Genomic DNA, 23980 nt, shown 5'->3' with positions numbered 1-23980 from the left:
ACAAAATTTTCAATCGGGTATCATAACGTTATACTTTGCCCTAGAAAGGAGCGTGCATGTACATGATACGAAGAATTAGCATACTGCTTTTTACACTGTGCTTCTTATTTAATGGAGCCCTTCCTGCACTATGTAAAGCGGAACAAGTAAAAAATGTAGAAGTGCGTGACCGTTTGCTTTATCAAGGTAATAACCAACTAAAGCAAACCGCCCTAACATTTGATGATGGACCGGATCCGCGCTTTACTCCACATGTATTGGATCAGTTAAAAAAGCATGGTATTAAAGCAACCTTTTTTCTTATTGGGGCAAAAGCTCACGAACATCCTGAGCTGGTGAAAAGAATGGTAGCTGAAGGTCATGCTGTTGGGATTCATACCTATTGGCACCCCAATTTACTAAAGGAATCTACTGAAAAGTTTCACTGGGAAATTGCCAAAACTCAGGCTATTATTAAAAACATTACCGGTTTTGAAACACAGCTGTTTCGACCTCCATATGGAAATTTAACGCAAGAAATGATCAACGAGCTGCCAAATGAAAATGTCTATGCGATTAACTGGTCTTCTGATTCATTAGACTGGAAGCAAATCCCAGAAACAGAAATCACCAATAATGTATTTAAGAACATGCACGCCGGAACAATTGTTTTGATGCACGACGGCGGCCATTGGACCATGGACCTTTCTAACACCGCAAAGTCGCTGGATACCATCATTCCTAGACTTAAGCAAGAAGGATATCATTTTGTGACCGTCCCAGAACTTTTGCACATCCCTTATCCAAAAAATTAAGCGCCAAAGAGTTTCTGATTTAGAAACTCTTTGGCGCTTTACGATTTCCCTTGATAGAAAGTAAATATGCCTCTCCTACAAAAAGAGCGTGTCAAAAGATCTAATTCAAATCCACCTTAAAACTCAAAAATATGCCTTATTTCTTCAAAACGTTATCATACTAAAGATACAAAAAGAGGCATTCTTTTTTTGTTCCATCGCTCTACAATAGAGGAAATTTACGGATAACCTCTAAAATAGGTTTTAAGTTGCATGATTAGGAGTAAATATTACTATAACTACTCTCATATTTTTAGACAAGCTGCATATAGATAAAATGAGAGAGTCGAACGTATTCCACATATCCCTAAATTTCTTCTTCTCACAAAAAAATTGACGAACTTTTTTTGTCAACAGGTGCGTATAGATATGATAGAATTCCTATATAATGACCTGGATTCATTTCTAAACAAGGAGTTTTGACTATGATTAATGAACAAGAGACGTTGTTATTTATTAAAGAACTTGGCCGCTTGTTGAAAGACTATCAAAACTGTTCAAACGCCTCTGTAAAAAGTGAAATATATAAAGATATCGTGTTGTTGAGCAATGTTATCCAGTTAGATCACGTGAACGTTTCTTACGCTTAGAAAATCCTTTTTATTTCTTTATAAATTTCAGTTTTTCTACTATAACTACAGAAAAGGAAGAAAGGAGACGATTTCCATCCATCTCTTTTCTTCCTTTTCTCGTTATCGGTTTTTTGTGGTTATTTAGAACATAGTTTTATTAAAATTATTGTAGAGTTTTTCGAGTGTTTTCGGTCCAACTATTCCATCTACCTGCAGATAAAGTGCTTGTTGAAAAGCTTTTACCGCTTTGAAAGTGGAAGACCCGAATATACCGTCTGCGCCTCCAAAAAGAGAATAACCTAAGTGAATAAGCATACGCTGAATTAACTGTACGTGATTTCCTCGATCTCCGTATTTAATTAACATACTTGAAGCCTTCGGCGTCTGTTTTTTAGGTACTTTTCCACTTCGAAGCTCCGACAAAGATAGACCGAATGTATATTGAAAATGAGGGTAATCTTTTAAGCTTGTCCAATCTCCTCCCCATTCCAACCCAATCCTTTTTCCTATCTCTCCCGCTTTGTTCCATCTTCGATCAATGGTCCAGTCAACTTTTCCGTCGTTATCAAGCAGCGCAATGTCAAAAGCTAGTCCATAATTATGATAAGAATAGCCGCCTTTGGCATTAGTCACAATACTTCCTGGTGTCGTTCGGCCTTGTGAATATAGTTTGTGCTGATGCTCTATTGATCTAAATCCTTCAGTGATACTAACAAATATGCTTTCTTTATATGCTTGCCCAATGAGCTCGTACGCTTTTTCTTGCACTATTTCATGTACATCCTGTAACTTATTTTCTGCTTTTTGTAACAGCTTGTCTAATGATAAATCACTCATACTCCCCACTCCTTAACTAGATGGCTTCTCCTTATATATACGTATAAGACGAACTCTAAGGGAGGCATCCAGTATCAGTTTATGCGGGAAGCAGTTAAGTTGTGCAACATGTAGAGCTGCTGTTATTTCAGCACCCAGTGGCTGATAGCCTTCGCTACTCCGTTATTGACATTTGTATCTGTTACCCAGTCTGCTGCTTCTTTTACAGCTTCCTGAGCATTTCCCATGGCAATTCCACATCCTGCCGCTTCAATCATAGCCATATCGTTTAAGCTGTCTCCCATGGCAATGACTTCATCCATTGAAATGCCCAAACGTTCACATACAGTCATAATCCCTTTTGCTTTGTTGATACCAAGTGCATTAATTTCTAGATTCGTTAAACTAGAGTTGCTAATTTCAAAATCTGAAATGCCTGCTATTTGTTTCAGCACTTCTTCTCGTAAAGCATCATCTGGAATATCGTAGCCAAACTTCAGCCATTCCTGTGAGGCAATATCTTCTGGAAATTCGTCTCTCCATACTTTATCCGTAGTCACAGCCCAAAAGTTAAGCTTATGCTCTTGTGTTAAATTCCACATCTTCTCGATGGAAGAAGCATCAATTAACTTTCGTTCTACAAGCTCTCCAGATTCATCCCAAATTTCACTTCCGTTCACTGTAATAAGGTAAGAAGATAGCTGAAGAGACTGCGCATATTCACGGCATGTTAAAAGAGATCGCCCCGTGCTGAGCACCACATGAACACCTTGGTCTTGGGCTTTAGCAATGGCCTCACGATTTTCTTTGGAAATTTCTTGCTGATTGTTCAGCAGCGTTCCATCCATATCTAGTGCGATCAGTTTAAATTCTTTCTTTTCATTTGTTTGCATCTTTCTCTCTCCTTCTCATCAATAGTAGGTATGACATTACGCTGAGCATTTGACTTACACTATGTAACTCTTATTATAACTTTAGCACAGGAGCATTTCGCCCTGCATCAGATAAGCGTTAAAATGGTCAATTATTCTACGGGGAATAATTAAAGGAAAATAAAATAGCTTTGCCGTAATTTACATATAACGCTTTTCATTTTTAGTTATTTCAACTAGAATTTTGTTAAAAGGATGTGAATGTTATGAATACTATTATTTCACCAGCTGACTTACATACTGCATTACAGCAACCCCAACACTCCATTGTGTTGCTTGACTGCCGATTTACCCTTGGAAATTCTGAGGCAGGCACAAATGCTTATCAAAATGAGCACCTCCCGCATGCTCATTACTTGGATTTAGAAAAAGATTTGTCTTCTGCAGCTGCTTCTCGCGGAGGCAGACACCCGCTGCCTGACGTTCAAAAGCTAGCTCAAAAGCTCGGCAGCTTAGGGATTAATGCTGATTCAAAAGTCGTCGTTTATGATGAACAAAACGGAATGATGGCTTCAAGAGCATGGTGGCTACTGCGATATATAGGAATTAAAGACGTAAAAATTTTAAATGGAGGTTTTAATAACTGGAAACAATCGGGATATGAAACAACGAAGAACGTGCCAGAAGCTTCTCCTCAAACGTTTGTACCTTTCGTTCAACAAGATTGGGGACTTGCAGGAGTTGAATACGTAAAAGAGAATCTTCATAACCCTAATGTTGTTCTTATCGACTCTCGTGAAAAAAGGAGATATCTCGGCTTAGAAGAACCCATTGATTTTGTAGCAGGACATATCCCAGGCGCCATTCATTCTTTCTGGCAAGATGTGTTAACTTCAGAAGGTTTATGGAAAACAGATAAAGAGTGGAAGGAGATGTTTTCAGCTATTGATTCTCACGCTGAAATCATTGTATACTGCGGATCGGGTGTATCTGCTTGCCCAAACGTTTTAGCTTTAAAATCAGCAGGTTTTCCAAATGTAAAATTATATGCCGGCAGCTGGAGCGATTGGATTAGCTATCGTGACAACCCCATTGAGAAAACAAGATAGCACAAAGAAGGCTCAGTCTCACCAAAAGTATAGAGGCTGAACCTTCTCTTTTTGTATTCTTCTTATTAGGCGCATGTTATTTACTGAGCCTTAACATAAAATCATGAAGCCGCTCTAAGGTAAGCAGATTTCGATTACATGCTTCGCTATCTTGACAAATATAATTTCCTCGTTGTGTAAATGTCCCTTGAACAGTTCCTTTGATTTCAGCGGTGAACATACCGACTTCCTCGTAGCTGTGGCAAAGTGTGCATATTCCCTTCTGGTTTATAGGTTTAAACGTTCCTTGAATACCTTTTAACTTCTGGGTATACGGATCCTGCGCTACGATAAACTTTCTGTTTGAGCCTTTATCGATCCAGCTAACATAGGAAATGCTCGTTAGATCAATGCTATCAGCAGAAGGCACTTTTAACTTTTTCACTTTTGGAAACAACTTTTTCACGCCAGCTTCTGTAAAAGATTTAAATGGAATCACGTAAGGCTTTATCGTTTCTAAAAACACCTCTGCTTGTTCTTTATTTCTAACTTCAGCAACTGACAGTAGCAATTCTTCTTCTTCCTCGCTAAGAACATCAAACACATTTAATACTTTTTCTTTTGCAAGAGCTTTTAAAGCCTGCAGCACATCAGAATTGTTTACTGTTCCATGCCCATTGATAAGGATTTGGGTTTGGCTTTTGATAAAGTTATATTGATCATTTCTTATAAACGCTTCCACGTTCTTCACTCCTTCTTCATTTAATCAGCTACTTTTTACTTTACCGTACGGATTCCTTTTATGAAACGTAAAAAATAAATCAGAAATAAACTATACCTAAAAAAGCGCGGGCATTCAGTTGCCAGCGCTTGATTTCTACCGTTGCTTTTTATATACAATTTTTTTGATGGTTTCGGTTGATAAAAAGTATTCACGGGCTAGTTCCTCAATCGAAGTTCCTTTTTTAAACAAATTCTTAATCCGTTCGTTTCGCTCGTCAATCAACTTTCTTCCACCAGAGCAAGTTCCCCATTTTCTTTTTGCCTTCTGCGGCTTTGGAATATAAATGGTTTCTCCTTGAATGTATTTTTGAATTTCACTAATCAGCTCTTCAGGTAAAATATTTGTTGCTTTTACATACGTCATTTCTGCCAGCTCCTTATGTGGTTTTGCTTATACAATAAGGGGCAAAGCCGTATATATTAGAAATGAGATATGCGCGGTTAGGCGATGTGTATTACTAAACCGTCCACCCCATGCAAAGTATCGCCTTTCTAATATCAGGCTTTGCATGAGACGCTGCAGTATCCGGTAAACATCTTTTATTTACCATTTATTACACCTCCACTTTACATCGACTGTAAACCAAACTTGTATAAAATTACAATTATTGGCTCAGATTTTATTATAAGCTATCTATAATCTTGCACACAACACCTTCTTATTTATAAAGCTGACACCATAAATAAAACGAACTTGCAGGGAGCTCGTTGTTCTCCCTGCAAGTTCGTTTTATTTTTGTTATGAACGCTTCTGCTTTTTGTTAGCTGAACTGCTTTGAACACCTTGTTCAGAAGTGGTCGTCCCTTGTCCTTCTACATTTGGTGAACCTAGCTCTGATTTTGAGCGGTCTTTTTTAATTTTACTCATGTCACTCACCTCCCGTTTGTAGTGTACCCTTTGTACAGCTACATATAAGGAGAGGTGTGCTGTTTTTATTGTTTCTTGAGCATAAATAGCCATAGAAACGTTAAGGCTTGCTTTAATTCATTTGGGAGCTGTCCAATCAGCTTATCTGTAACATTTCGCTTATATACACCTTCGCCATCGATTACTTCCCATCCATTTTCTTTTGCAAGCTGTTCAAACTCCCACGGCATCATCGTATTGCAAATAACGTCTTCACCATATAGTCTTTGAAAACTATTGGTACGAGGCTGAGCAGTTGGTCCAAGAATACCTACACATGCATATCCTCCTGTTTTTACAACTCGGTGCAATTCCTTCAGAGCTAATCGCGGGTGCTCCGTCCATTCCAGGGCGTTGATTACCATAACTCCTTCTACTGATTCAGAAGACAGCGGGAGCTTCATAATATCAGCTTGAACGAACGACAAATTTTCACTTTTATGCAGTTCAGATGCTTTTTGAACCATTTCTTCTGATAAATCAAGACCGATTGCTTTATATCCAGAAGCGGCCAGAAGAGACGTCCCAAACCCATCACCACAGCCGACGTCTGCTAGCAAAGCGCCTTTTTTAAGATGTTTTTGAATAAATAGAATAACTGTTTTCCGACTTCCGTTTTTCCACATTTCTTCACTTCGGCTATTCCAAAATGATACTTTTTGATTCCATTCGTCTTGAGCTTGATCATGCCAATTAAATGTTGTCATTTTTTATCCCCTTTGCACTCTTTTCTTTACCTTATCACTTTTTGCAATGAATAAAAACGACTATTTCAGCAACCATATAGATGTAAAGGAAGGTGTTTATTTGTATGAAAGAACGTTTCGTTGCGGTACGTAAAAATGCAGACGGTGACCTGCTAGAATTTCAAACGGCTTCAGGAGCTGTTTTAACCTATGAAGAAGCGTTAAAGAAAGTAGAAGCAGGAGACGTTGAACATGTGAGTACCTTTGTAGGGAAAGACGGCGGTACGTATATTCGCAGTATTCCTGACCATGACAAAACAAATAATCTCGATGCATTGCCATCATTTTAAAGGAGAATGAATATGACAAAAAAGAATAATAAAGGAAGCGCTAATCAAAGTAACCCAAAAACGCAGCACCATCTTGTTGAAATGGGTGAAGAAATTTCAAGCGGGGATAATTCAAAGGGAAACAAACGCAACAAAGATCAGTCAAGTAAAACACAATAAAAAAAAGCCGTGCTAAGAAGCACGGCTTTTTTTATTAATGTTGGCTTGGAAGACCTAATGTTGAAAAATCTCCTGTTGCTACGCTTGTTCCAACTGAAGCAACACCTGCTACTAATGTAAACGCTAATGCCATACCGACTAATACTTTTTTCATAATTATTTCCTCCTCTTTCTTTGATTTGACTCTAGTGTATCACAGGATAAAAGTAGATGAATTCCTTTCTATCAGCATTTATCCCCTTAAAACCACGGGTTTCCTCCATTTTGATAGAAATTTCTCAAAAATTATAATGATAGGAATATTTTAAACAAATAGAGCTTCAAGTTCTTTTTCTACTAGCTTGACGAATCGCTCATTTCGTTGCAGGGTGAAAATGGTCATGGACTTTTCCATATATTCTTTACCTTGTTCAATTTTACCTAATTTGATTAAGCTCTCTCCTGCTTGGTAATGAAGTTCTCCAAATAAATACATTGATTCATTACTAATGCACAAATCGATTCCTCGGTTGCTATATATTAATGATTCATCATAGTTACTCATATCTCCAAGCGTTTTGGCAAGTGCATTTAAAATTCTAATTTTTATATTTTCGTTTTTTGTTTGGGGCAGCTCATTTAAGCTTTTGAGTGCTGTTTGATATGTATCTAGAGCCTGTTCATACTCTTTCTCTTCATAAAGAATAATTCCAATGCTATTTAAAATTTCAATTTCTCTTTCTTTATAAAACGTTGCCGATTGCTTAGTAAGCTCGATCGCTTGGTACATTTTAGCCAGCGCATCTTCTTTATTATGATGAATGTAATACACGCAAATACCTTCATGCCACATTAAAAATTGCTTGTTCAGCGGATTTTGAAACAGAGGACTTTCTTTTTCTTTTACAATGATATTATGAATAGCATCATAATCTCTCTGACGAATATATTGACGAATTAACGATTGAACCGCATCTACGTAATCAAGTCGAGGTGATTCTACACTATCAAAAAAGTAGTTAACATCTACGCCAAGGCGCTTAGAAATTTTATAGAGGGTAATGCTTGATGGATATTCTTCACCGTTTTCAATTTTGCTGATTTGCGCTTGTGTACAAATGTCTCTTGATAATTCTTGTTGTGTCAACCCTGCCATTTTGCGAAGGTCTCTCATAACACTCCCAATTCTATACTCTCTCATCTCTTTTCTCACCCTTACTTTCACATAATATATTCTCTCTATAAACATATAGTGATTTTATTTAGATAGTCAACTGTAAACACGTTAAAAATTTATACAATGTTTCGAAATTGACCATTCCCTATAATAGCAAATTAATCTATAAGAGTAAAATAGTGTATGATTTCTCTTCTCTAAAAAATCCCACAAAAAAATGAGATTGAGACATAGCTACATCAATCCAATCTAAAGCCGAACAAATGGGATAAATGATCTGGACTACTTGTTACACCTCCGTTGATTTCCGTGCAAGACTTCGCTTTCCGCGGGCGGCCGGTGAGCCTCCTCGTCGCTTACGCTCCTGCGGGGTCTCACCTGTTCCGCTTTCCCCGAAGGAGTCTTCGCCTTGCCCTCCAATCAACTGCTAGAAGCACCTGCATACATGAAACCTACGTTCACCACACCAATAAAAAAATCCGAGCGAAGCTGATTCTTATTCAAGAATTAACTTCGTTCGGATCTTGCTTTAACTAAACGACTTTTGTCACACCACTATTCACATTTTTATTTATAAACAGGATATCCAACAAATTTAAAGTCTTTGCCGATTGACGTCACAGAAAGACGCTCCACGTCCACTGCGTCCCACATTTTCTCTACGCCTTTTCCTTCTAGGAAAGTAGGAGCTTCTTTTCCTCCTGAAAGCTTTGGAGCCATATACAGCACCAATTTATCAATTAAACGATTTTCCAGGAATGCGGCATTCACTTCGCCCCCTCCTTCAATTAAAAGAGACGACACAAATTTCTCACCTAGTATAGAAAGCATATCTTCAAGATTTACTTTGTCCTCACCGCTTGTGACAAATACTTCGACGCCTTGCTTTTCGAGCTGTTCTTTTTTTTCTTTTGAATAGCCCTGACTTGTAAATACCCACGTTGGAGCTAAAGAATCGGTTGCTAACTTCGAATCAAGGGGCATGCGCAGCTTTGAATCCATCACAATGCGAATTGGACTGCGGCCGCCTTCAATGCGAGTTGTCAGCTCGGGGTTGTCCTTAATGACCGTGTTCACCCCTACTAAGATACCCGCTGTTTCATGACGCAGCTGATGTACATCCAAACGAGCTTTCTCAGATGTAATCCACTTGCTGTGAGAAGAAGCAGTTGCTATTTTACCGTCTAACGTAATCGCTGACTTTAAGGAAACAAACGGCTTCTTCGTTACAATATACTTATTGAAGACTTCATTCATTTGACGTGACTCTTCTTCACCTACACCTGTTATGACCTCAATGCCTGCGTTTTCTAAAATTTTAACCCCATTACCTGCTACTAAAGGATTGGGGTCTAAAGTTGCTATGACCACTTTTTTTACACCGGCTTCAACTAGCGCTTCAGCACAAGGACCTGTACGTCCGTGGTGTGAACATGGCTCTAGCGTTACGTAAGCAGTCGCTCCTTTTGCTTGTTCGCCAGCCATTCGCAGCGCGTGAATTTCAGCGTGCGGTTCGCCAGCTTTTAAATGCGTACCAATTCCAACGATTCGATTATCGTTTACAATGACCGATCCTACAAGCGGGTTTGGCTCTGTTTGTCCTTTTGTTGCTTTTGCGTTTTGTAAAGCTATATTCATATAAAATTCGTGATTGATCAAAGAAGAACCTCCTCTTTTAAATGTCCTGAACGTTTAACTTTAGTATCCAAATACTTTTCATTAAACTGCGATACATCTCCCCAAAGTGGAACGCGCCCTGATAAAAGTGCGCCGTTTTTTTCAAGCGCGATTAGCTTTTTCGGATTATTGGTAATCAGCGTAACCGGTTTTTGGCGCAGCACTTTTAACACGCTGATGGCATCACTATAGCTGCGAGTATCATCTTCAAATCCTAATCCTTCATTCGCTTCTACCGTATCAAATCCGTTTTCTTGAAGAACGTATGCCATTGCTTTGCTGAATAAGCCAATGCCGCGTCCTTCATGATTTGCTAAATAAAATAGCGCTCCGCTTCCATTTTCGACGATCATTTTCATCGATTGTTTTAATTGAAAACCGCAGTCGCAGCGTTTGCTTCCGAATATATCTCCCGTATGGCAGATGCTGTGCATACGAATGAGTGCCTCATGTGATTCTTGAAAATCTCCGTACACAAGAACACTCGATTGCTGCATGTCTGCCAAATTAGCTCCTTGCATTTTTTCAATAAGTTCTTCCGTACTTAAGGCTCCTTCTTTTACATTATCAGAACGCAACCATGAATACCAACTAAATACTTGTGTCTCGCCATCCAGATTCACAGGAAGCGTAATAGGTCCTACTATATAAATAAAATGATCTTCATTTTTCACTACGTTAATTTTATCTTTTAAAATTGAAATAACTTTTTGGTTAATCACAGTCATTTCCTCCTCTTATGTGTCTTCTCACTTATCTACTATTTTTACATTTTGCTCAATTTCTCACATGAGCAACTGTTTTTTTAGCACTTCACAACATTTATTTTTTTAAATTGGTTTATCAGCTTACTAAAAGTAAGTAGGTTTACTTGCATAAAGTATTATATGACGATACATTTATCTTGTAAAGCTTTTATGTTCCTTTTGTTACTTTTAGTAATTAACTTCTGTAATTTTATAAATTATATAATCAAAATATAAATACGTAAAGTAATTTATAATCTTTAAGTAATTAAATTACACAACACTAGATAAAATGCTGACTTTGTTTTATAATATAGGAAGAGAATGGAGGTAATAACATGGACGGTTTAGCACTCTGCCCACGTTTTGAGAAGGCTGTTACTATACTAACGAAACGTTGGACGAGTTTGATCATTTTTCAGCTACTTTCCGGCTCACAGCGGTTTTCTCAAATGCAAGAAGCACTTCCAGTAAGCGGAAGGCTCTTATCCGAGCGCTTAAAAGAATTAGAGCATGAAGGAATCGTCATTCGTACGGTTATTCCGGAAACTCCTGTTCGAATCGAGTATTCATTATCCGACAAAGGATTAGCACTAGCGCCGGTAATTCAGGAAATTCAGACATGGTCCAGTGAGTGGATAACAAAAGAAGAAGTGGAATAAAAGAAATCTCTAAAGAAATCAGGAGGGCTTCTAAATCGATATGCTCACAGCCGTTTTCTTTTTCTTTAGAGCTCCATAAATAAAAAAGGCATGCTCCCCTTGAGCACGCCTTTTTTTATTTATGTTATTTTCCTAATGATTCATTTTGAGAAATAATACGCTGTTTCTCGCTTTTTCGGCCGTGCAATACAAGATATACTGCTATAGCTAAAAGAGCAATAATGGAACAGAATACATACATTCCTTTATAACCGGCTGCTGTGGATAAAATGCCTAATAAAAAGGACCCTAAGCCCATTCCAGAGTCAAAAAACACAAAAAACGTAGCCGTGGCGACACCTCGGCGATGAGGAGAAGCTTTTTTTACAGCAATGGATTGAAAACTTGATGTAATCGTTCCAAAGCCTAATCCAATCAATGCTCCAGCTAATAAAAACACCCAGCTTGTTGTCGCTTGGCTAAGCAAAAAGATACCGATAGCTAAAGATAAAATGGACGGATATACCACGCTGTTTTCTCCGTATTGATCAAACCATTTTCCTGTAAAGGGTCTAGAAGCCAACAGGCACACTGCGTATACAACAAAGAAAAAGCTTGAAGCTTGCGTAAAGCCCATTTCTTTTGCATAAATAGACACAAACGAAATAACACTTGCATATGAAAAAGCTACCACAAGGCCTGCAACAGAAATAGGCAGCGAACGGTATTCAAAAAACGCTGCAAGACCTTTAGCTGGCTGTATTTCATTTGTTGCAGAAGAAGCTTGCACCTCAGGTACACGAAGTACTAGACTGCATAATACTGCTAAAACGGAAGATACAACCGCAACGGTAAAGACCGCTGTATGACTCAAAGTATTTGTTAACGTTAAGCCTACAAACGGACCTACTACCATCGCTAAGTTCATGAACGTCGCATAGTACCCCATCCCTTCGCCTTTTCTCTGTTCTGGGATTACATTTGCAACAATTGCTCCTGTAGCAGTTGTGCTCATTCCAAAACCAATACCATGAAGCACACGCAGCAGCAGCAGCGCAGATAATGAATGAATATTCATATATAAAATAGAACCAATTAAAAAGATAAAGACACCTATCAATAGTACTTTCTTTTGTCCTAATGTTGTCATCCACTTACCGGCTAGCGGTCTGAACACAATACCGGACACTAAAAAGATTGTCACAATTAGCCCTAGGCTTTGTTTACTTGCATGAAGTTCATCCATTGCAAACAGGGGCAATGTGACAGTTAACATATAAAAAATGACAAAAACAAAAAAGCTAGTCAATGAGACCGCTAAAAAATCTTTTGTCCATAATTTCGATTTCTGCATGATTTTCCTCCTTTTATTTGTTTATTCGTATCTATTTCTTAAAACAAACTAAATCATAGTCTAGAAATAATATGTATACGAATTATATCAACTCAAACTATTATAGGGTTCATATATGTAAGTGTCAACATGTATTTATCGATTTTGATTTCCGTGCAAGACTTCGCTTTTCCCGCAGGAGTCTTCGCCTTGCCCTTCAATCAACTGCTAGAAAGACCTACACACATGAAACCTACGTTTACCACAAAAAAACAAACCATGAATCAAACACTTTGATTCATGGTTCGTTTTTCACTTCGTCTAATATTCTTTTATCCTAGCCTCTTTCCTTCAACTAAATTACTTTTATTCCAGCCTTTTTTAGAACTATTACTTTTTTAAATAAGAGATAATTTGATTCGTTACTTCACTAGTAGTTGCGCTGCCTCCAACATCTGGTGTAATGATACCCGATTCCGTCACTTGTTCGATAACCTCTAATAAATGACTGCCTAATTCTTGTTCACCAAAATGATCCAACATCATTTTAGCCGTCCAAATCTGTCCGACTGGGTTTGCAATTCCTTTTCCGACAATATCAGGAGCAGACCCGTGCACCGGTTCAAACATCGAAGGATATTTTCCGTTCACATTAATATTTGCAGCAGGAGCAACCCCAATACTCCCCATAATAGCAGCTCCGATATCTGTTAAAATATCTCCAAATAAATTGCTTGCTACAATTACATCAAAACGACTTGGATTTGTAACGAAAAAAGCCGCCAGCGCATCGATGTGCTGTGAGTCTGTTTCAATATGAGGATAACTCTTTGCAACATCTTGAAACACTTCGTCCCAAAACGGCATGGAATGAACAATTCCATTTGACTTCGTTGCGCTTGTAACTTTTTCTTTTCTTTTAGAAGCTAATTCAAATGCATAGCGCATCGCTCGTTCTGTTCCTTTTCGAGAAAAAACCGCATTTTGAATCGAAATTTGATCTTCTCCTTGATAAATCCGGCCTCCTACTTCACTGTATTCTCCTTCACTATTTTCACGAACAACAATTAAATCAAAATCTTTTGGGTTCATTAGTGGAGATGCGATGCCTTTTAGCCTCTTGGCTGGACGAATATTAATTACCTGCTGAAATTCTCGACGAATCTTAATGAGCAGACCCCATAGCGACACGTGATCTGGCACAAGATTTAAATTTCCTACGGCTCCTAAAAAAATTCCGTCAAAGTGTTCAAGCTGCTTTAGCCCATCTTCCGGCATCATATGTCCATACTTCAAATAATAATCACAGCTCCAAGGAAATTCTGTAAATTCAAATTTTAATCCCCCGTGAAGATCTGCAATCGTACGAAGGACTCTAACCGCCTCCGGCACAACTTCTTTTCCAACTCCATCTCCTGGTATGTTCGCTATTTTTAACGTTTTCATCAAAAATCCCCCTGCGTCTTTTATGTAAAAAACCTATCGGTCGACCGTCGACTGATATTATCTATTTGATTATACGCAAAAATAACGCTTTCATCAAGAAAATTCTGAATATATTCATTCGCTTCAAAAATTCAAAATTATTATGACTCTTATGAACAAGCGTATTATAATTAGGAAATAAATGATTATAAATAAACGAGGTATATCAATGAACAATTTTGATTTACATAAGCCGTTACCATACTATCTTCAATTTTATGAAAAAATTAAGCAAATGATTGTGAACGGTGAATATAAACCGGGCCAGCGAATCAATGAAACCCAGCTAGCTAAAGCATTTGGGGTTAGCCGCTCTCCCATAAGAGAAGCAATGCGTTTATTAGAAAAAGACGGCCTTTTAGTTGCAGATCAAAAAACAGGCTTTATTGTTTATTCCCTGTCTCCTGAAGACGTAGAAGAAATTTATCAAATTCGTACGGCTTTAGAGTCTTTAGCCATTGAGCTGTGTATTACTCGCGCTTCTGATGAAGAGCTTCTTTTCATTGAGCAGCTGTTAGACAGAACCGCTGAGGAAATAAAGCAAGGAGCTGAAGATTCTCGACTTATTGAACTAAATGAACATTTTCATCAGCTGATTCTTCAATACAGTCATAATAAACATTTAAAAAAACAGCTCGATAGCGTAAATGTATTGATTTATTTTTGTCGGGTGCTTAATTTTAAAGGTAAAGGACGCGCTGCTGAGATTTTAGATGAACATCAGCAAGTGTTCACCTTTATTAAAAAACGCAGTTTAAAAGCTGTTGAACATATGCAAAAACATTTACATCATGATCTTGTTTATTTACAAAAACGATTAAACACCAAAAGAGATTGAGACATAGCTACATCAATCCAATCTAAAGCCGAACAAATGGGATACATAAAAAAATCCGAACGATGAATCGAGATTCTCCATCAAGAATCTCGATTTATCGTTCGGATCTTTCTTCAACGAAAAAAATTTTGTCCTAGCCTCTTTTTTTAAATAGGCAAAAACACTCCAGGTGCTTCCCCATGCTCATCGTCATCGAGCCACCACTTAAAGCCTTCTTGTTCAACTAATTTCTGGGCTTCTTCAGGACCTTGTGAACCCGATGGATATTCATAAAGCGGCAGCATGTCAGCCTCAAATGCATCTAATACAGGCTGCACCCACTGCCAAGATAGCTCTACTTCTTTCCAATGAGCAAAAAACGTGGAGTCTCCGATTAATGCGTCGTAAATAATTCGTTCATATGCTTCCGGTACACTTTCTTCTTCTCTTGAGAACGTAATACGAACCGGCTCAATAACACCATTTTTTAATGGATTTTTGCTGTTAAGCTGCAAAGCGACGTTTTCGCTTGGACTAATTTCAATAATAAATAAGTTTGGTGCTACTTTGTCATAAGGAGTTTCGTACAGACCTTTTAAAGAATCTTTAAATTCTACGACGATACGAGTTGATTTTTCTTTCATTCGTTTGCCCGTTCGAATATAAAAAGGAACGCCTTTCCAAAATGGATTATCAATCCATAAACGTGCTGCCACAAACGTATCATTTTTAGAGTCTGCTTCTACGCCAGGCTCTTCTTTGTATCCTCTAACAGATTTGTGATCGATTTCTCCGCTTCCGTATTGCCCTCGTACAACATCGCGAGCTACTTCTTTCGCTTGAATTTTCCTCAGTGACTCCATTACTTTTTGCTTTTCTTCTAAAATGTTTTCTGAGCAAATTCGTTTTGGAAGATGCATAGCTGTCATCATGAGAACCTGCAGCATATGATTTTGAATCATGTCGCGTATGGCCCCCGTATGATCATAATACCCTGCACGATTTTCAACACCGACTGTTTCACTTGCCGTAATTTGCACGTTCGCAATGTGTTTGTTATTCCAAAGCGATTGCAGCACGGGGTTCGTAAATTCAAGCGCTTCTAAATTTTGCACCATCGGTTTACCTAAATAATGATCAATTCGATAAATTTCTTCTTCTTTAAACGTGCTGCTTAGCTTTTCATTAAGCTCTCTTGCTGAAACAAGATCATGTCCAAACGGCTTTTCAATCATAAGACGCTTCCAGCCGCTGGTTTGATCCAAGCCGCTTTTTTTTATATACAGAGCAATTACATCGAAGTATTCTGGTGCTACGGACAAATAAAACAACCGATTTCCTTTACTTCCATGAGTTGTTTCTTGCTCATTCACAAGTTTTAGCAGCTGTTCGTAATCTTCTGTTTTGCTTGCGTCTACTGCTTGATAATGAAACAGGGACAAAAAATCTTCTTCGTTACTTTCCATTTTCCGTCTCGAAAAATCGTTTATAGATTGCTTTACACGCTCTTTAAAATCCTCATGAGACATCTGCTCGTACCCCGATCCAATAATAGAAATAGCATCAGGGAGCTTTTTGTCTGTAAATAAATTATAAAGAGCGGGAAAGATTTTTCTTTTTGCTAAATCACCCGTTGCGCCAAATAAAACAAAAGTTAAGGACTCCACTTTTTTTCCTCCCGTCAGGTTGTATGTATGATGGATTTTCTCTTCTCCTAGCTTACCTCTGTTTATTTGGGAATATCCTTTTTTTATCAAAAAGGACGCTCACAAGTGCGAGCGTCCTTTGTTATTTACATTAAAATATTTGTCATTCCCCACAGCAGCAAAAAGCTCAGCAGAATGGTCATATTTGAAACGGTGCCGACAAATTTTTGATCGTATTTGAATTCTACTGCGTAAGGTAAAACTGACCCCGCTACCGGTAGAATGAAGCAAACTAAGATTGTATACCGGAACATATCTTCAAATGGAAGCAGGAAAAACAGTGCAATTCCTACGCCAAGTCCGATTACGTAGCGGATACTTAAAAACATAATAATTTTTTTCAAGTAACTTTTTTGGAACGAAAAATTTAAATATACGCCTAAAAGCAAAAGAGAAAGCGGCATATTCGCTTTAGAGATAATGCCTGAAATGTCTAATACATATGATGGTAAATGAATGCCTATAATCGCAAGAAGACAAATGATTACGTAGGTAAGAAGCGGCATCGATTTTAATACTTTGTATAAAATCTTTTTAAATTCAATGTCAATATCATCTCCTGAGTAGTAGCTGCCAATCACATAGCATAAAACAAAAATAACAAAGGCATTTCCGACATCAAACATTCCAAAATATTTAAGCCCTTCTTTTCCCCAGATGCCTTCTACTAATGGATAAGCAAACATTCCAATATTAAACCCTGGAATCATCATTGTTAACATGCCTTTCACTTTTCTTTCATCTTTTCGAAAAACAAAAACCCCTACAGCAGCTAGCAGCAAGCCATAGACAATCCCAATAACTAATAGTAAGATAAGCGATCCATCAATTCTAATACTGCTGAATGTGACAATAATCAAGCAAGGCATTGTAATATTAAAAATAATTCTTGCTAAAGCTTCCCCGTCTTTTTGCTGAAGGAGGTTTGTTCGTTTTAGTATGTATCCTAATAGAATGATTGTAATGGAATACAAAAACTGACTGTTAAAGCTGCTCATAGACCTACTCCCTTGCCCTTTAAGATAAACGTTTTATAGAAACGTTTTTCATATCTTTTATACTTATTTAATCGATTGTTTTACCCTGTCTTTTTTAATCCTTGTTTCATTATAATATAAGCAGCTCAAAAAGAAACTAGAGAATTGGATGCAGTTTACCTGTTTGTTAGACAAAAACAGCTTAGAAACAAATGAAAAAACTATCCTCCAAACTGATTTTAAAACAGGACATTTTTCTTTTTTATGGAATTTATTTAAAAGGTATGTAGTATTTTTATGAGGAGGAAGAAACGTGAAACGAAAAATGATAGCGCTTATTTTTTCGGCTGCTCTTTGTTTTTCAGCTTCAGGATCTCTTGCTGAAGCTTCTAACAAAACAGATGTCATCCCAAATGCTGATCAGTCGGCAGAAACCTATTTTGATGGAGCGAACGGGAATTGGCTGACGACTAAAAACCCCGCTCAATATCAGCAGGCTACGCTCTATGGAAACATTGGGCTTACTCCTTATAATTGGGGGAAAGCTGAAGATGAATCGGGCTGGTATCGAATCAACCAGCCTGCTGCGGTTAAAGGAACGCAAGTAAATGGAATTTTCGAAGACGCTCAGTTCGTCATCCGAGTTCCTGATAACTGGAATGGAAAACTTGTAGTAGCAGGCATTCCTGCCACGCGCAATGAAACGTCCACCGATTTATTATTCAGCGATTACGTTCTTAAAAAAGGCTATGCGTTTGCTGCGATTGATAAAGGAACGCAAGGAGAAAGTGACCCTACCGACCCTTTTGCTAAAGTAAAAAATGCACTTACTAACGATGACGACAGCGTAGCAGAATGGAATATGCGCTATCGTCAAATGACAAAAGCTGCCCAGAAATACTTGACTACTCATTATTCAGACAAGCTAATCAACCCGTCCAATCGAAAAAATCCTGCAAGCCATTTGATTCGAAACGATCATAAAGTACCCACGTATGCAATTGGCATTTCAAACGGCGGATACGTCGTCAGATATGCACTTGAACACGACGATCCAAAACAAACAAAAGAGCCTCGTTTATTTGATGGAGGCGTCGATTGGGAAGGCGTATTGTGGAGTGCAAAAGCACCCAATTTAATTAGCTCACTAACCCCTGTTGTGAACAACGCAGAAGAAGCGCTGTACGGAACGGGAAAAGAGCAGAAAAAAGCTATTAAACAAATGTATAAAGCCGGCCTTCCGAAAGGATCAGAAAAATTGTGGAATTATCATGATCAAGTGTACTGGGCGGTCACTTTAAACATTTACCGTGACCACTTTGATCCGACAGCTCCCGGAAGAACAAACTGGCACAACTATTTAAACTTTACTTCATCAGGCCTACGGGACCGCTCATGGGACTACATCTTTGAAAATTATCGCTATCAAACCCGTCCAAAAAGCGTAAAAGAAAATGTAGCAAAAGTAGAAAATACGGGCGATATCGATGTGCCTCTTATCAGTATGACCGGCTCTCTCGATTCACTTATCTTCCCTTCTATTCACGCCGAAGGCTATGAAAAGCTCGTTAAAAAAGCTGGCAAGACAAATCTTCATCGTCTTTATACTGTTAAAAACGGAAATCACGTTGACAGCTTAGTATGGAATAAACAAACGGACCCAAATCAAGAACTTCAGCCCCTGCTTCCATATGCTCATCAGTCTTTTGATTTGTTAGTAGACTGGGTGGAAAATAAAAAAGCAGCGCCTGCAAGTAAAGATATTAAAGCACCAAAAGACAGCCTTAAAGTCATCGACATAAAATCTGGACGAGAAGTAGATCCCCGCTGAGGTTGAGACATAACTAAATGAATCCAACCTAAAGATGAACAAATGAGATAGATGAGCTTGACTGCTTATTACACCGCAGTTGATTTCCGTGCAAAGCTTCGCTTTCCGCGGGTGGCCGTTGAGCCTCCTCGTCGCTTGCGCTCCTGCGGGGTCTCATCTGTTCCGCTTTTCCCGCAGGAGTCTTCGCCTTGCCCTCCAATCACCTGCTAGAAGGAACGAAACAAATAATACTATGTTCACAATCACAAAAAAACGACCCACTAATCAAACATGTTGATTAGTGGTTCGTTTTTCACTTGGGCTAAAATACTTTTCTCTCAGCCTCAGTCTTCATAATAATCAAGATACAAATGACCTGCTGAGTCTGCTTGACCTAAAAATACCTTATCGGCTGCAGCACCTTTCTTTTTGAGCTCTTCTTTAACCCACGCTACGCTATATCCCAGCTCATGAACCGCTTCTTTCATTATATTTCCGTCCATGATAATCGTTTGAGGTAATCGTGTCGCCTCACCTTTTATTAATAAATCTTCTCTCGTAACGTTTTGCTTTTCTTTTTTTAACAGCACGCTTAATTCGCCGTTGGTTTCGAGCATGGCAAAAGCTACATCTTCCACATAAAAGATGTCTTTTTTCCGAAGCTGTTCCATGAGTTCATCTACTGTATATTTTTCTTTTTTTACATTTTCCTCAAGGATTTTTCCTTCTTTAATAAGGAGCGTTGTTGTCCCTTCCACTGCTTTTCGAAAGCTTATACTTTTTAACGATACATTTGAGACAACAATAAGAAAGGATGCCCACACTAAAATTGCTACTACCCCGTGACTTGCCTGTAAATCTACATCCATTGAAATTGTTCCCGCAATATCTCCAATCGTAATGCCAACGATATATTCAAAAAAAGAAAGTTTAGATAACTGTTTTTTCCCTAACAGCTTTGTAATAAAAAATAAGCCAAGTAAAATCAACACTGAACGAAGTACCACTTCCATCCAATGATTCAACGCATGCACCTTCTTTACTAAAATTGATGTATCCTTTATTTTGTACTTATTTTTATGTATGAACACGTTTTTTCATCTTCCATTATTTACATACCTTTCACGACAGGTTAGAGTAGAAAGAAGTAGGAAACAAATGGAGGGCTTATCATGAACAATGAAGTGTTAACCGTATTTAACGACCAACAGGAGCGCATAGGAACAGCGTCTCGCAAAGAAGTTCATGAAAAAGGCTATTGGCACGAAGCGTTTCACTGCTGGTTTGTCAGCCGTGAAAATGATACAGACTATATTTATTTTCAAATTCGAAGCGAACAAAAACAAGATTATCCCGGTGCGCTTGATATCACAGCTGCCGGACATTTGCTTCATACAGAAACCGCTGAGGACGGTGTAAGAGAAATTCACGAAGAGCTCGGCATAAACATTTCATTTGATGAATTGCTTTCTTTAGATGTCTTTAAATACGAAGTATCTCAGCCACGCTATATTGATAAAGAATTTGCACACGTATTTTTATACTACAGCTCTCATCCTCTTAGTGCTTTTACTTTGCAGCAAGAAGAGGTATCAGGACTTGTAAAAGCGCCGTTTTCTCACTTTTGCGAACTGTGGCTTGGAAATCAAACAGAACTGATGATTGAAGGAATAACAAATAAAAAAGAGCCTATTCACCGTACGGCACACAAAAGTGAATTTGCTCCCCATCCCGAAGCTTACTATAAAAAAATCATTGCATGTATTAGTCAGCAGCTGCATTCAGCAAAAAAAGCTTAGAATCCTAAGCTTTTTTTGCTGAAAAAATCATATAGGTTGCACTCCCAAGCGCAACAAGCTTGCCGCTGCTGTCTTCAATTTTCACTTCTCCAACAGCAAGCGTCTTGCCTCGGTGAGACAGGGTAGACTTTGCAACTAAATATTCGCCCATACTTGGTCTAGTATAATTTACTTTTAACTCAACTGTACTGGCACTTTCATCCCCAGAAAGAGAAGACCGCACAGCTGAACCAACCGCCGCGTCGATAAGCGTGGCAATAACGCCTCCATGAACCGTTCCTCTTCCTTGCAGAAGCTGCGGTTGAATCGCGATTTTTAACTCCGCATATCCTTCTTCAAGCAGCGTTTCTTCAATGCCAATATAATCCCAAAACGGAATCATCCCTTTACTCGTTCGTTTCATTAATCTCATCCTTTATATGAATAAACTATATAAGATAAGAAATTCTAGAAAAGCTGGAAAACTCCTGTTTCTTCACATGCAAAAAGCGCTTGCTCTTTAGCAAACGCTTTTTATTTCTCTACTTTTCAAATAAAAACTGCACTTTGTTCTCTTTCCATTCTAACTTAGCATTAAAGGTTTTATCACCTTTTTTAAAACCTTCAATTAAATCTGTCTGTCCTTCGCTTAACAGCTTTTTTAAATTAGCCTGCGTAACTGTTTTACCTAAAATCTTTTTCGATACGGTAAACGTGCATTTTGTTTTTGCATAGTTTGAGCATCCGTAAAATGAACCTTTATCGACTACCTTTCCGTCGCAAAGCTTACACGAACCAAACGATTTGGAAGAAAAGCTTTTACCTTTGCCCTTGCCTTTTCGCTGAATAGACTCAGTGTCATATCCGCTGAAGTTCCACTTGCTTTCGGCTTCGACAGCGTCTTCGATAATTTTAGCTGACAGCTTTTTTGTTTGTTCCATAAAAGCAGCGGCTGATGCTGCTCCTTCTCCAATTTCAGCTAAACGCTGCTCCCATTTAGCCGTCATTTCTGGAGAAGCTAAAATTTTATCTCCAATCGCGTCAATCAATACCTTTCCTTTATCAGTCGCAAACACTTGGTTTTTTTTCACATCAATATATTTACGATCTTTAAGCATCGTAATGATTCCAGCACGCGTTGCTTCCGTCCCTAAGCCTTCTGACTTTGCTAAAATTTTCTCCAGCTCATCATTATCTAAATGCTTACCCGCTGTCTTCATCAGTGTAATCAACTGACCTTCGGTGTAGCGTTTTGGAGGCTGTGTTTTACCTTCTTTTACGTCTACCTTAACAACTTTTCCTTCTTCGCCTTCTTGGACATTCGGAAGAATGACATCGTCGTCTTTCTCATTTTGAAAAATTACTTTGCGCCAGCCTTCTTGAATTTGCTGCTTTCCTTTTGAAATAAAAGCTGCTCGCTTTTCCACGAGTGTCGTAATCGTTGTATAATCGAAAATCGCTTTTTCATAGTGTGCCGCAATTAGACGTCTTACGACTAAGTCGTAAATTTTCTGTTCGTCTCCTGACAGTTTGCTAGGGTCCTTCACTTGTTCCGTGGGAATAATCGCATAGTGGTCGCTCACTTTTTTTGCATTTACATAGCGTTTATTTCCTAGAATTGAATCGTACGGAAGCGGAAATAAATGTTCGTATTCAGAAAAAGCACTCAGTTTTTCTAAAATCTCAGGAAACGTTTCCGCTTCTCCTTCTGTTACGTAGTTTGAGTCTGATCGTGGATAAGAAACAATTCCTTTCTGATACAGCCCTTGCAGCACATCAAGCGTCTTTTTAGGAGAAAACTTAAACGCTTTATTCGCGGTTGCTTGAAGTGATGATAGGTTAAATAATAAAGGCGGCTGGAACTCTTTTCGCTCCGTTACGAGTTCATGAACTTCCGCGTCTTTTCCTTCGCAAAACTGAGCAATTTTATAGGCCATTTCTTTTTCTTTAAGACGCGATTCTCCGTCTTGATGCCATTTGCCTTCATACTTCTTTCCTTCAATATCAAACTTAGCCAGCACTTCCCAAAAAGGCTCTGATTTAAAGTTATCAATTTCTTTTTCACGCTTCACGATCAAAGCAAGAGTTGGCGTCTGAACTCGTCCTGCCGAAAAAACATCTGACATGCCATGCTTTTTTAACAAAATGCTATACACCCGTGAAGCATTCATCCCAACGACCCAATCTGCACATGCTCTTGTATATGCTTCATAATAAAGGTTACGCGTATCGCTTTCGTCTTTTAACTGTTGAAACCCATCATAAATGGCTTTTGGCGTTAAAGAAGAAATCCACAATCGCTTCATCGGCTTATGCACACCTGACAGCTGAATGATATTACGAACAATTAATTCTCCTTCGCGCCCCGCATCTCCCGCATGTATAATTTCTGTGACCGTAGGCTTTTTAAGCAGCTTTTTTACCACTTGAAACTGCTTCGCTTTTGAGCGCGTCACTTCATATTGAAAACGGTCTGGAATCATCGGCAGCGTGTCAATTGACCACTTTTTCCACTCCGGCTTATAATCTTCCGGACTCACAAGCTGACATAAATGCCCGACTGCCCACGTTACATACGCTCCGTCTGTAAACACTTCATTCGGTGGAATCTCTAAATAGCCGTCGTGACGCTTCGGCTTAAACTGTGAAGCTAGCGTAGATCCTTGATCCGGCTTTTCTGCAATAATTAACTTCATGTATCTAATCACCTTACATTTCAAATTTCCATGTGAAACTTAGTCAGTTTTATTATTTTATCATAGAAAGAGCTGTTGGAGTATGAATGAGG

Annotated in this window: 27 protein-coding genes; 9 read left to right on the top strand and 18 right to left on the bottom strand. The window is 38.5% G+C overall.

Annotated features, from left to right (window positions below):
• Positions 1 to 62: 62 nt before the first annotated feature.
• On the top strand, positions 63 to 794 hold the full coding sequence (locus tag ACN6NE_RS21185) for a polysaccharide deacetylase family protein (RefSeq protein ID WP_028408814.1): 732 nt from the start codon (positions 63 to 65) through the stop codon (positions 792 to 794).
• Positions 795 to 1258: 464 nt separating this feature from the next.
• Entirely contained in the window at positions 1259 to 1423 is a 165-nt protein-coding gene (locus ACN6NE_RS21180; RefSeq protein WP_013056680.1) for a hypothetical protein, read from the top strand.
• Between the two features lie 123 nt (positions 1424 to 1546).
• Here the strand turns inward: ACN6NE_RS21180 and ACN6NE_RS21175 are convergent, their stop codons facing one another.
• A complete protein-coding gene (locus tag ACN6NE_RS21175; protein ID WP_129708433.1) occupies positions 1547 to 2242 on the bottom strand; it encodes a peptidoglycan-binding protein in 696 nt (231 codons plus the stop codon).
• Between the two features lie 122 nt (positions 2243 to 2364).
• On the bottom strand, positions 2365 to 3114 hold the full coding sequence (locus tag ACN6NE_RS21170) for a Cof-type HAD-IIB family hydrolase (RefSeq protein WP_129708431.1): 750 nt from the start codon (positions 3112 to 3114) through the stop codon (positions 2365 to 2367).
• A 245-nt stretch (positions 3115 to 3359) separates the two neighbouring features.
• On the opposite strand from ACN6NE_RS21170, the gene ACN6NE_RS21165 reads away from it, so the two are divergent.
• Positions 3360 to 4202 carry a sulfurtransferase gene (locus ACN6NE_RS21165; protein ID WP_474327085.1) on the top strand — a complete coding sequence of 281 codons (843 nt, stop codon included), beginning with the start codon at positions 3360 to 3362 and terminating at the stop codon, positions 4200 to 4202.
• Between the two features lie 76 nt (positions 4203 to 4278).
• On the opposite strand, the gene ACN6NE_RS21160 is transcribed toward ACN6NE_RS21165, so the two are convergent.
• The 4 genes from ACN6NE_RS21160 to ACN6NE_RS21145 all read right to left on the bottom strand — a co-directional run bounded on the left by ACN6NE_RS21160 (position 4279) and on the right by ACN6NE_RS21145 (position 6578).
• Positions 4279 to 4923 (bottom strand): FusB/FusC family EF-G-binding protein, encoded by a 645-nt coding sequence (locus tag ACN6NE_RS21160; protein ID WP_129708428.1) that lies wholly within the window; start codon positions 4921 to 4923, stop codon positions 4279 to 4281.
• Positions 4924 to 5058: 135 nt separating this feature from the next.
• Complete coding sequence (locus ACN6NE_RS21155; protein ID WP_057243870.1) at positions 5059 to 5328, bottom strand: CD3324 family protein; 270 nt, start codon at positions 5326 to 5328, stop codon at positions 5059 to 5061.
• Between the two features lie 375 nt (positions 5329 to 5703).
• Complete coding sequence (locus ACN6NE_RS21150) at positions 5704 to 5832, bottom strand: YuzL family protein (protein ID WP_013056674.1); 129 nt, start codon at positions 5830 to 5832, stop codon at positions 5704 to 5706.
• Between the two features lie 65 nt (positions 5833 to 5897).
• Positions 5898 to 6578 (bottom strand): class I SAM-dependent methyltransferase, encoded by a 681-nt coding sequence (locus ACN6NE_RS21145; RefSeq protein WP_129708426.1) that lies wholly within the window; start codon positions 6576 to 6578, stop codon positions 5898 to 5900.
• Between the two features lie 104 nt (positions 6579 to 6682).
• Here ACN6NE_RS21145 and ACN6NE_RS21140 point away from each other — a divergent pair, with 104 nt between their 5' ends.
• Both ACN6NE_RS21140 and ACN6NE_RS21135 read left to right on the top strand, forming a co-directional pair.
• The gene (locus ACN6NE_RS21140) at positions 6683 to 6907 is read left to right on the top strand and encodes a DUF3892 domain-containing protein (RefSeq protein WP_013082820.1); all 225 of its coding nucleotides are present in this window, start codon (positions 6683 to 6685) and stop codon (positions 6905 to 6907) included.
• Between the two features lie 12 nt (positions 6908 to 6919).
• Positions 6920 to 7066 (top strand): hypothetical protein, encoded by a 147-nt coding sequence (locus ACN6NE_RS21135; RefSeq protein ID WP_013056671.1) that lies wholly within the window; start codon positions 6920 to 6922, stop codon positions 7064 to 7066.
• A gap of 304 nt (positions 7067 to 7370) precedes the next feature.
• Here ACN6NE_RS21135 and ACN6NE_RS21130 read toward each other — a convergent pair whose 3' ends face one another.
• The 4 genes from ACN6NE_RS21130 to ACN6NE_RS21115 form a co-directional block, all read right to left on the bottom strand.
• Positions 7371 to 8246 carry a helix-turn-helix domain-containing protein gene (locus ACN6NE_RS21130; protein WP_474327081.1) on the bottom strand — a complete coding sequence of 292 codons (876 nt, stop codon included), beginning with the start codon at positions 8244 to 8246 and terminating at the stop codon, positions 7371 to 7373.
• Between the two features lie 265 nt (positions 8247 to 8511).
• Positions 8512 to 8646 carry a hypothetical protein gene (locus ACN6NE_RS21125; RefSeq protein ID WP_474327079.1) on the bottom strand — a complete coding sequence of 45 codons (135 nt, stop codon included), beginning with the start codon at positions 8644 to 8646 and terminating at the stop codon, positions 8512 to 8514.
• A gap of 143 nt (positions 8647 to 8789) precedes the next feature.
• Positions 8790 to 9881, bottom strand: coding sequence for a bifunctional diaminohydroxyphosphoribosylaminopyrimidine deaminase/5-amino-6-(5-phosphoribosylamino)uracil reductase RibD (gene ribD / locus ACN6NE_RS21120; RefSeq protein ID WP_474327077.1), 1092 nt, complete (start codon positions 9879 to 9881; stop codon positions 8790 to 8792).
• Positions 9878 to 10627 (bottom strand): GTP cyclohydrolase II, encoded by a 750-nt coding sequence (locus ACN6NE_RS21115; protein ID WP_474327075.1) that lies wholly within the window; start codon positions 10625 to 10627, stop codon positions 9878 to 9880. The genes ribD and ACN6NE_RS21115 overlap by 4 nt, the downstream gene beginning before the upstream one ends.
• A gap of 356 nt (positions 10628 to 10983) precedes the next feature.
• Here ACN6NE_RS21115 and ACN6NE_RS21110 point away from each other — a divergent pair, with 356 nt between their 5' ends.
• Entirely contained in the window at positions 10984 to 11307 is a 324-nt protein-coding gene (locus tag ACN6NE_RS21110) for a winged helix-turn-helix transcriptional regulator (protein ID WP_014460492.1), read from the top strand.
• A 124-nt stretch (positions 11308 to 11431) separates the two neighbouring features.
• On the opposite strand, the gene ACN6NE_RS21105 is transcribed toward ACN6NE_RS21110, so the two are convergent.
• Both ACN6NE_RS21105 and ACN6NE_RS21100 read right to left on the bottom strand, forming a co-directional pair.
• A complete protein-coding gene (locus ACN6NE_RS21105) occupies positions 11432 to 12640 on the bottom strand; it encodes an MFS transporter (protein WP_129708417.1) in 1209 nt (402 codons plus the stop codon).
• Between the two features lie 369 nt (positions 12641 to 13009).
• Entirely contained in the window at positions 13010 to 14065 is a 1056-nt protein-coding gene (locus ACN6NE_RS21100) for a tartrate dehydrogenase (RefSeq protein ID WP_474327072.1), read from the bottom strand.
• Between the two features lie 208 nt (positions 14066 to 14273).
• On the opposite strand from ACN6NE_RS21100, the gene ACN6NE_RS21095 reads away from it, so the two are divergent.
• Positions 14274 to 14942 (top strand): GntR family transcriptional regulator, encoded by a 669-nt coding sequence (locus ACN6NE_RS21095; RefSeq protein ID WP_129708410.1) that lies wholly within the window; start codon positions 14274 to 14276, stop codon positions 14940 to 14942.
• A 146-nt stretch (positions 14943 to 15088) separates the two neighbouring features.
• Here ACN6NE_RS21095 and zwf read toward each other — a convergent pair whose 3' ends face one another.
• Positions 15089 to 16588: a glucose-6-phosphate dehydrogenase gene (gene zwf, locus ACN6NE_RS21090; RefSeq protein ID WP_129708408.1), complete on the bottom strand. Its 1500-nt coding sequence runs from the start codon at positions 16586 to 16588 to the stop codon at positions 15089 to 15091.
• Positions 16589 to 16713: 125 nt separating this feature from the next.
• Entirely contained in the window at positions 16714 to 17625 is a 912-nt protein-coding gene (locus tag ACN6NE_RS21085) for an AEC family transporter (protein ID WP_474327069.1), read from the bottom strand.
• Positions 17626 to 17917: 292 nt separating this feature from the next.
• Between ACN6NE_RS21085 and ACN6NE_RS21080 the strand changes: the two genes are divergently transcribed.
• The gene (locus ACN6NE_RS21080) at positions 17918 to 19435 is read left to right on the top strand and encodes an alpha/beta hydrolase (protein WP_474327067.1); all 1518 of its coding nucleotides are present in this window, start codon (positions 17918 to 17920) and stop codon (positions 19433 to 19435) included.
• Between the two features lie 68 nt (positions 19436 to 19503).
• On the opposite strand, the gene ACN6NE_RS21075 is transcribed toward ACN6NE_RS21080, so the two are convergent.
• A complete protein-coding gene (locus ACN6NE_RS21075; RefSeq protein ID WP_474327065.1) occupies positions 19504 to 19638 on the bottom strand; it encodes a hypothetical protein in 135 nt (44 codons plus the stop codon).
• Between the two features lie 120 nt (positions 19639 to 19758).
• Positions 19759 to 20448, bottom strand: a complete 690-nt coding sequence (locus tag ACN6NE_RS21070) for a DUF421 domain-containing protein (protein WP_240702689.1) — start codon at positions 20446 to 20448, stop codon at positions 19759 to 19761.
• A 135-nt stretch (positions 20449 to 20583) separates the two neighbouring features.
• Between ACN6NE_RS21070 and ACN6NE_RS21065 the strand changes: the two genes are divergently transcribed.
• Positions 20584 to 21213 (top strand): NUDIX hydrolase, encoded by a 630-nt coding sequence (locus ACN6NE_RS21065; protein ID WP_474327734.1) that lies wholly within the window; start codon positions 20584 to 20586, stop codon positions 21211 to 21213.
• 4 nt (positions 21214 to 21217) lie between these two features.
• Here ACN6NE_RS21065 and ACN6NE_RS21060 read toward each other — a convergent pair whose 3' ends face one another.
• Together ACN6NE_RS21060 and ACN6NE_RS21055 are read right to left on the bottom strand one after the other, a co-directional pair.
• Complete coding sequence (locus ACN6NE_RS21060; RefSeq protein WP_129708396.1) at positions 21218 to 21616, bottom strand: PaaI family thioesterase; 399 nt, start codon at positions 21614 to 21616, stop codon at positions 21218 to 21220.
• A 118-nt stretch (positions 21617 to 21734) separates the two neighbouring features.
• Entirely contained in the window at positions 21735 to 23888 is a 2154-nt protein-coding gene (locus ACN6NE_RS21055; protein WP_129708393.1) for a DNA topoisomerase III, read from the bottom strand.
• Positions 23889 to 23980: the final 92 nt, after the last annotated feature.

This window comes from Priestia sp. 53B2 (assembly GCF_056099005.1).
The sequence above is the reverse complement of the archived record's forward strand: the minus strand, read 5'-3'. Positions and strand labels throughout refer to the sequence as shown.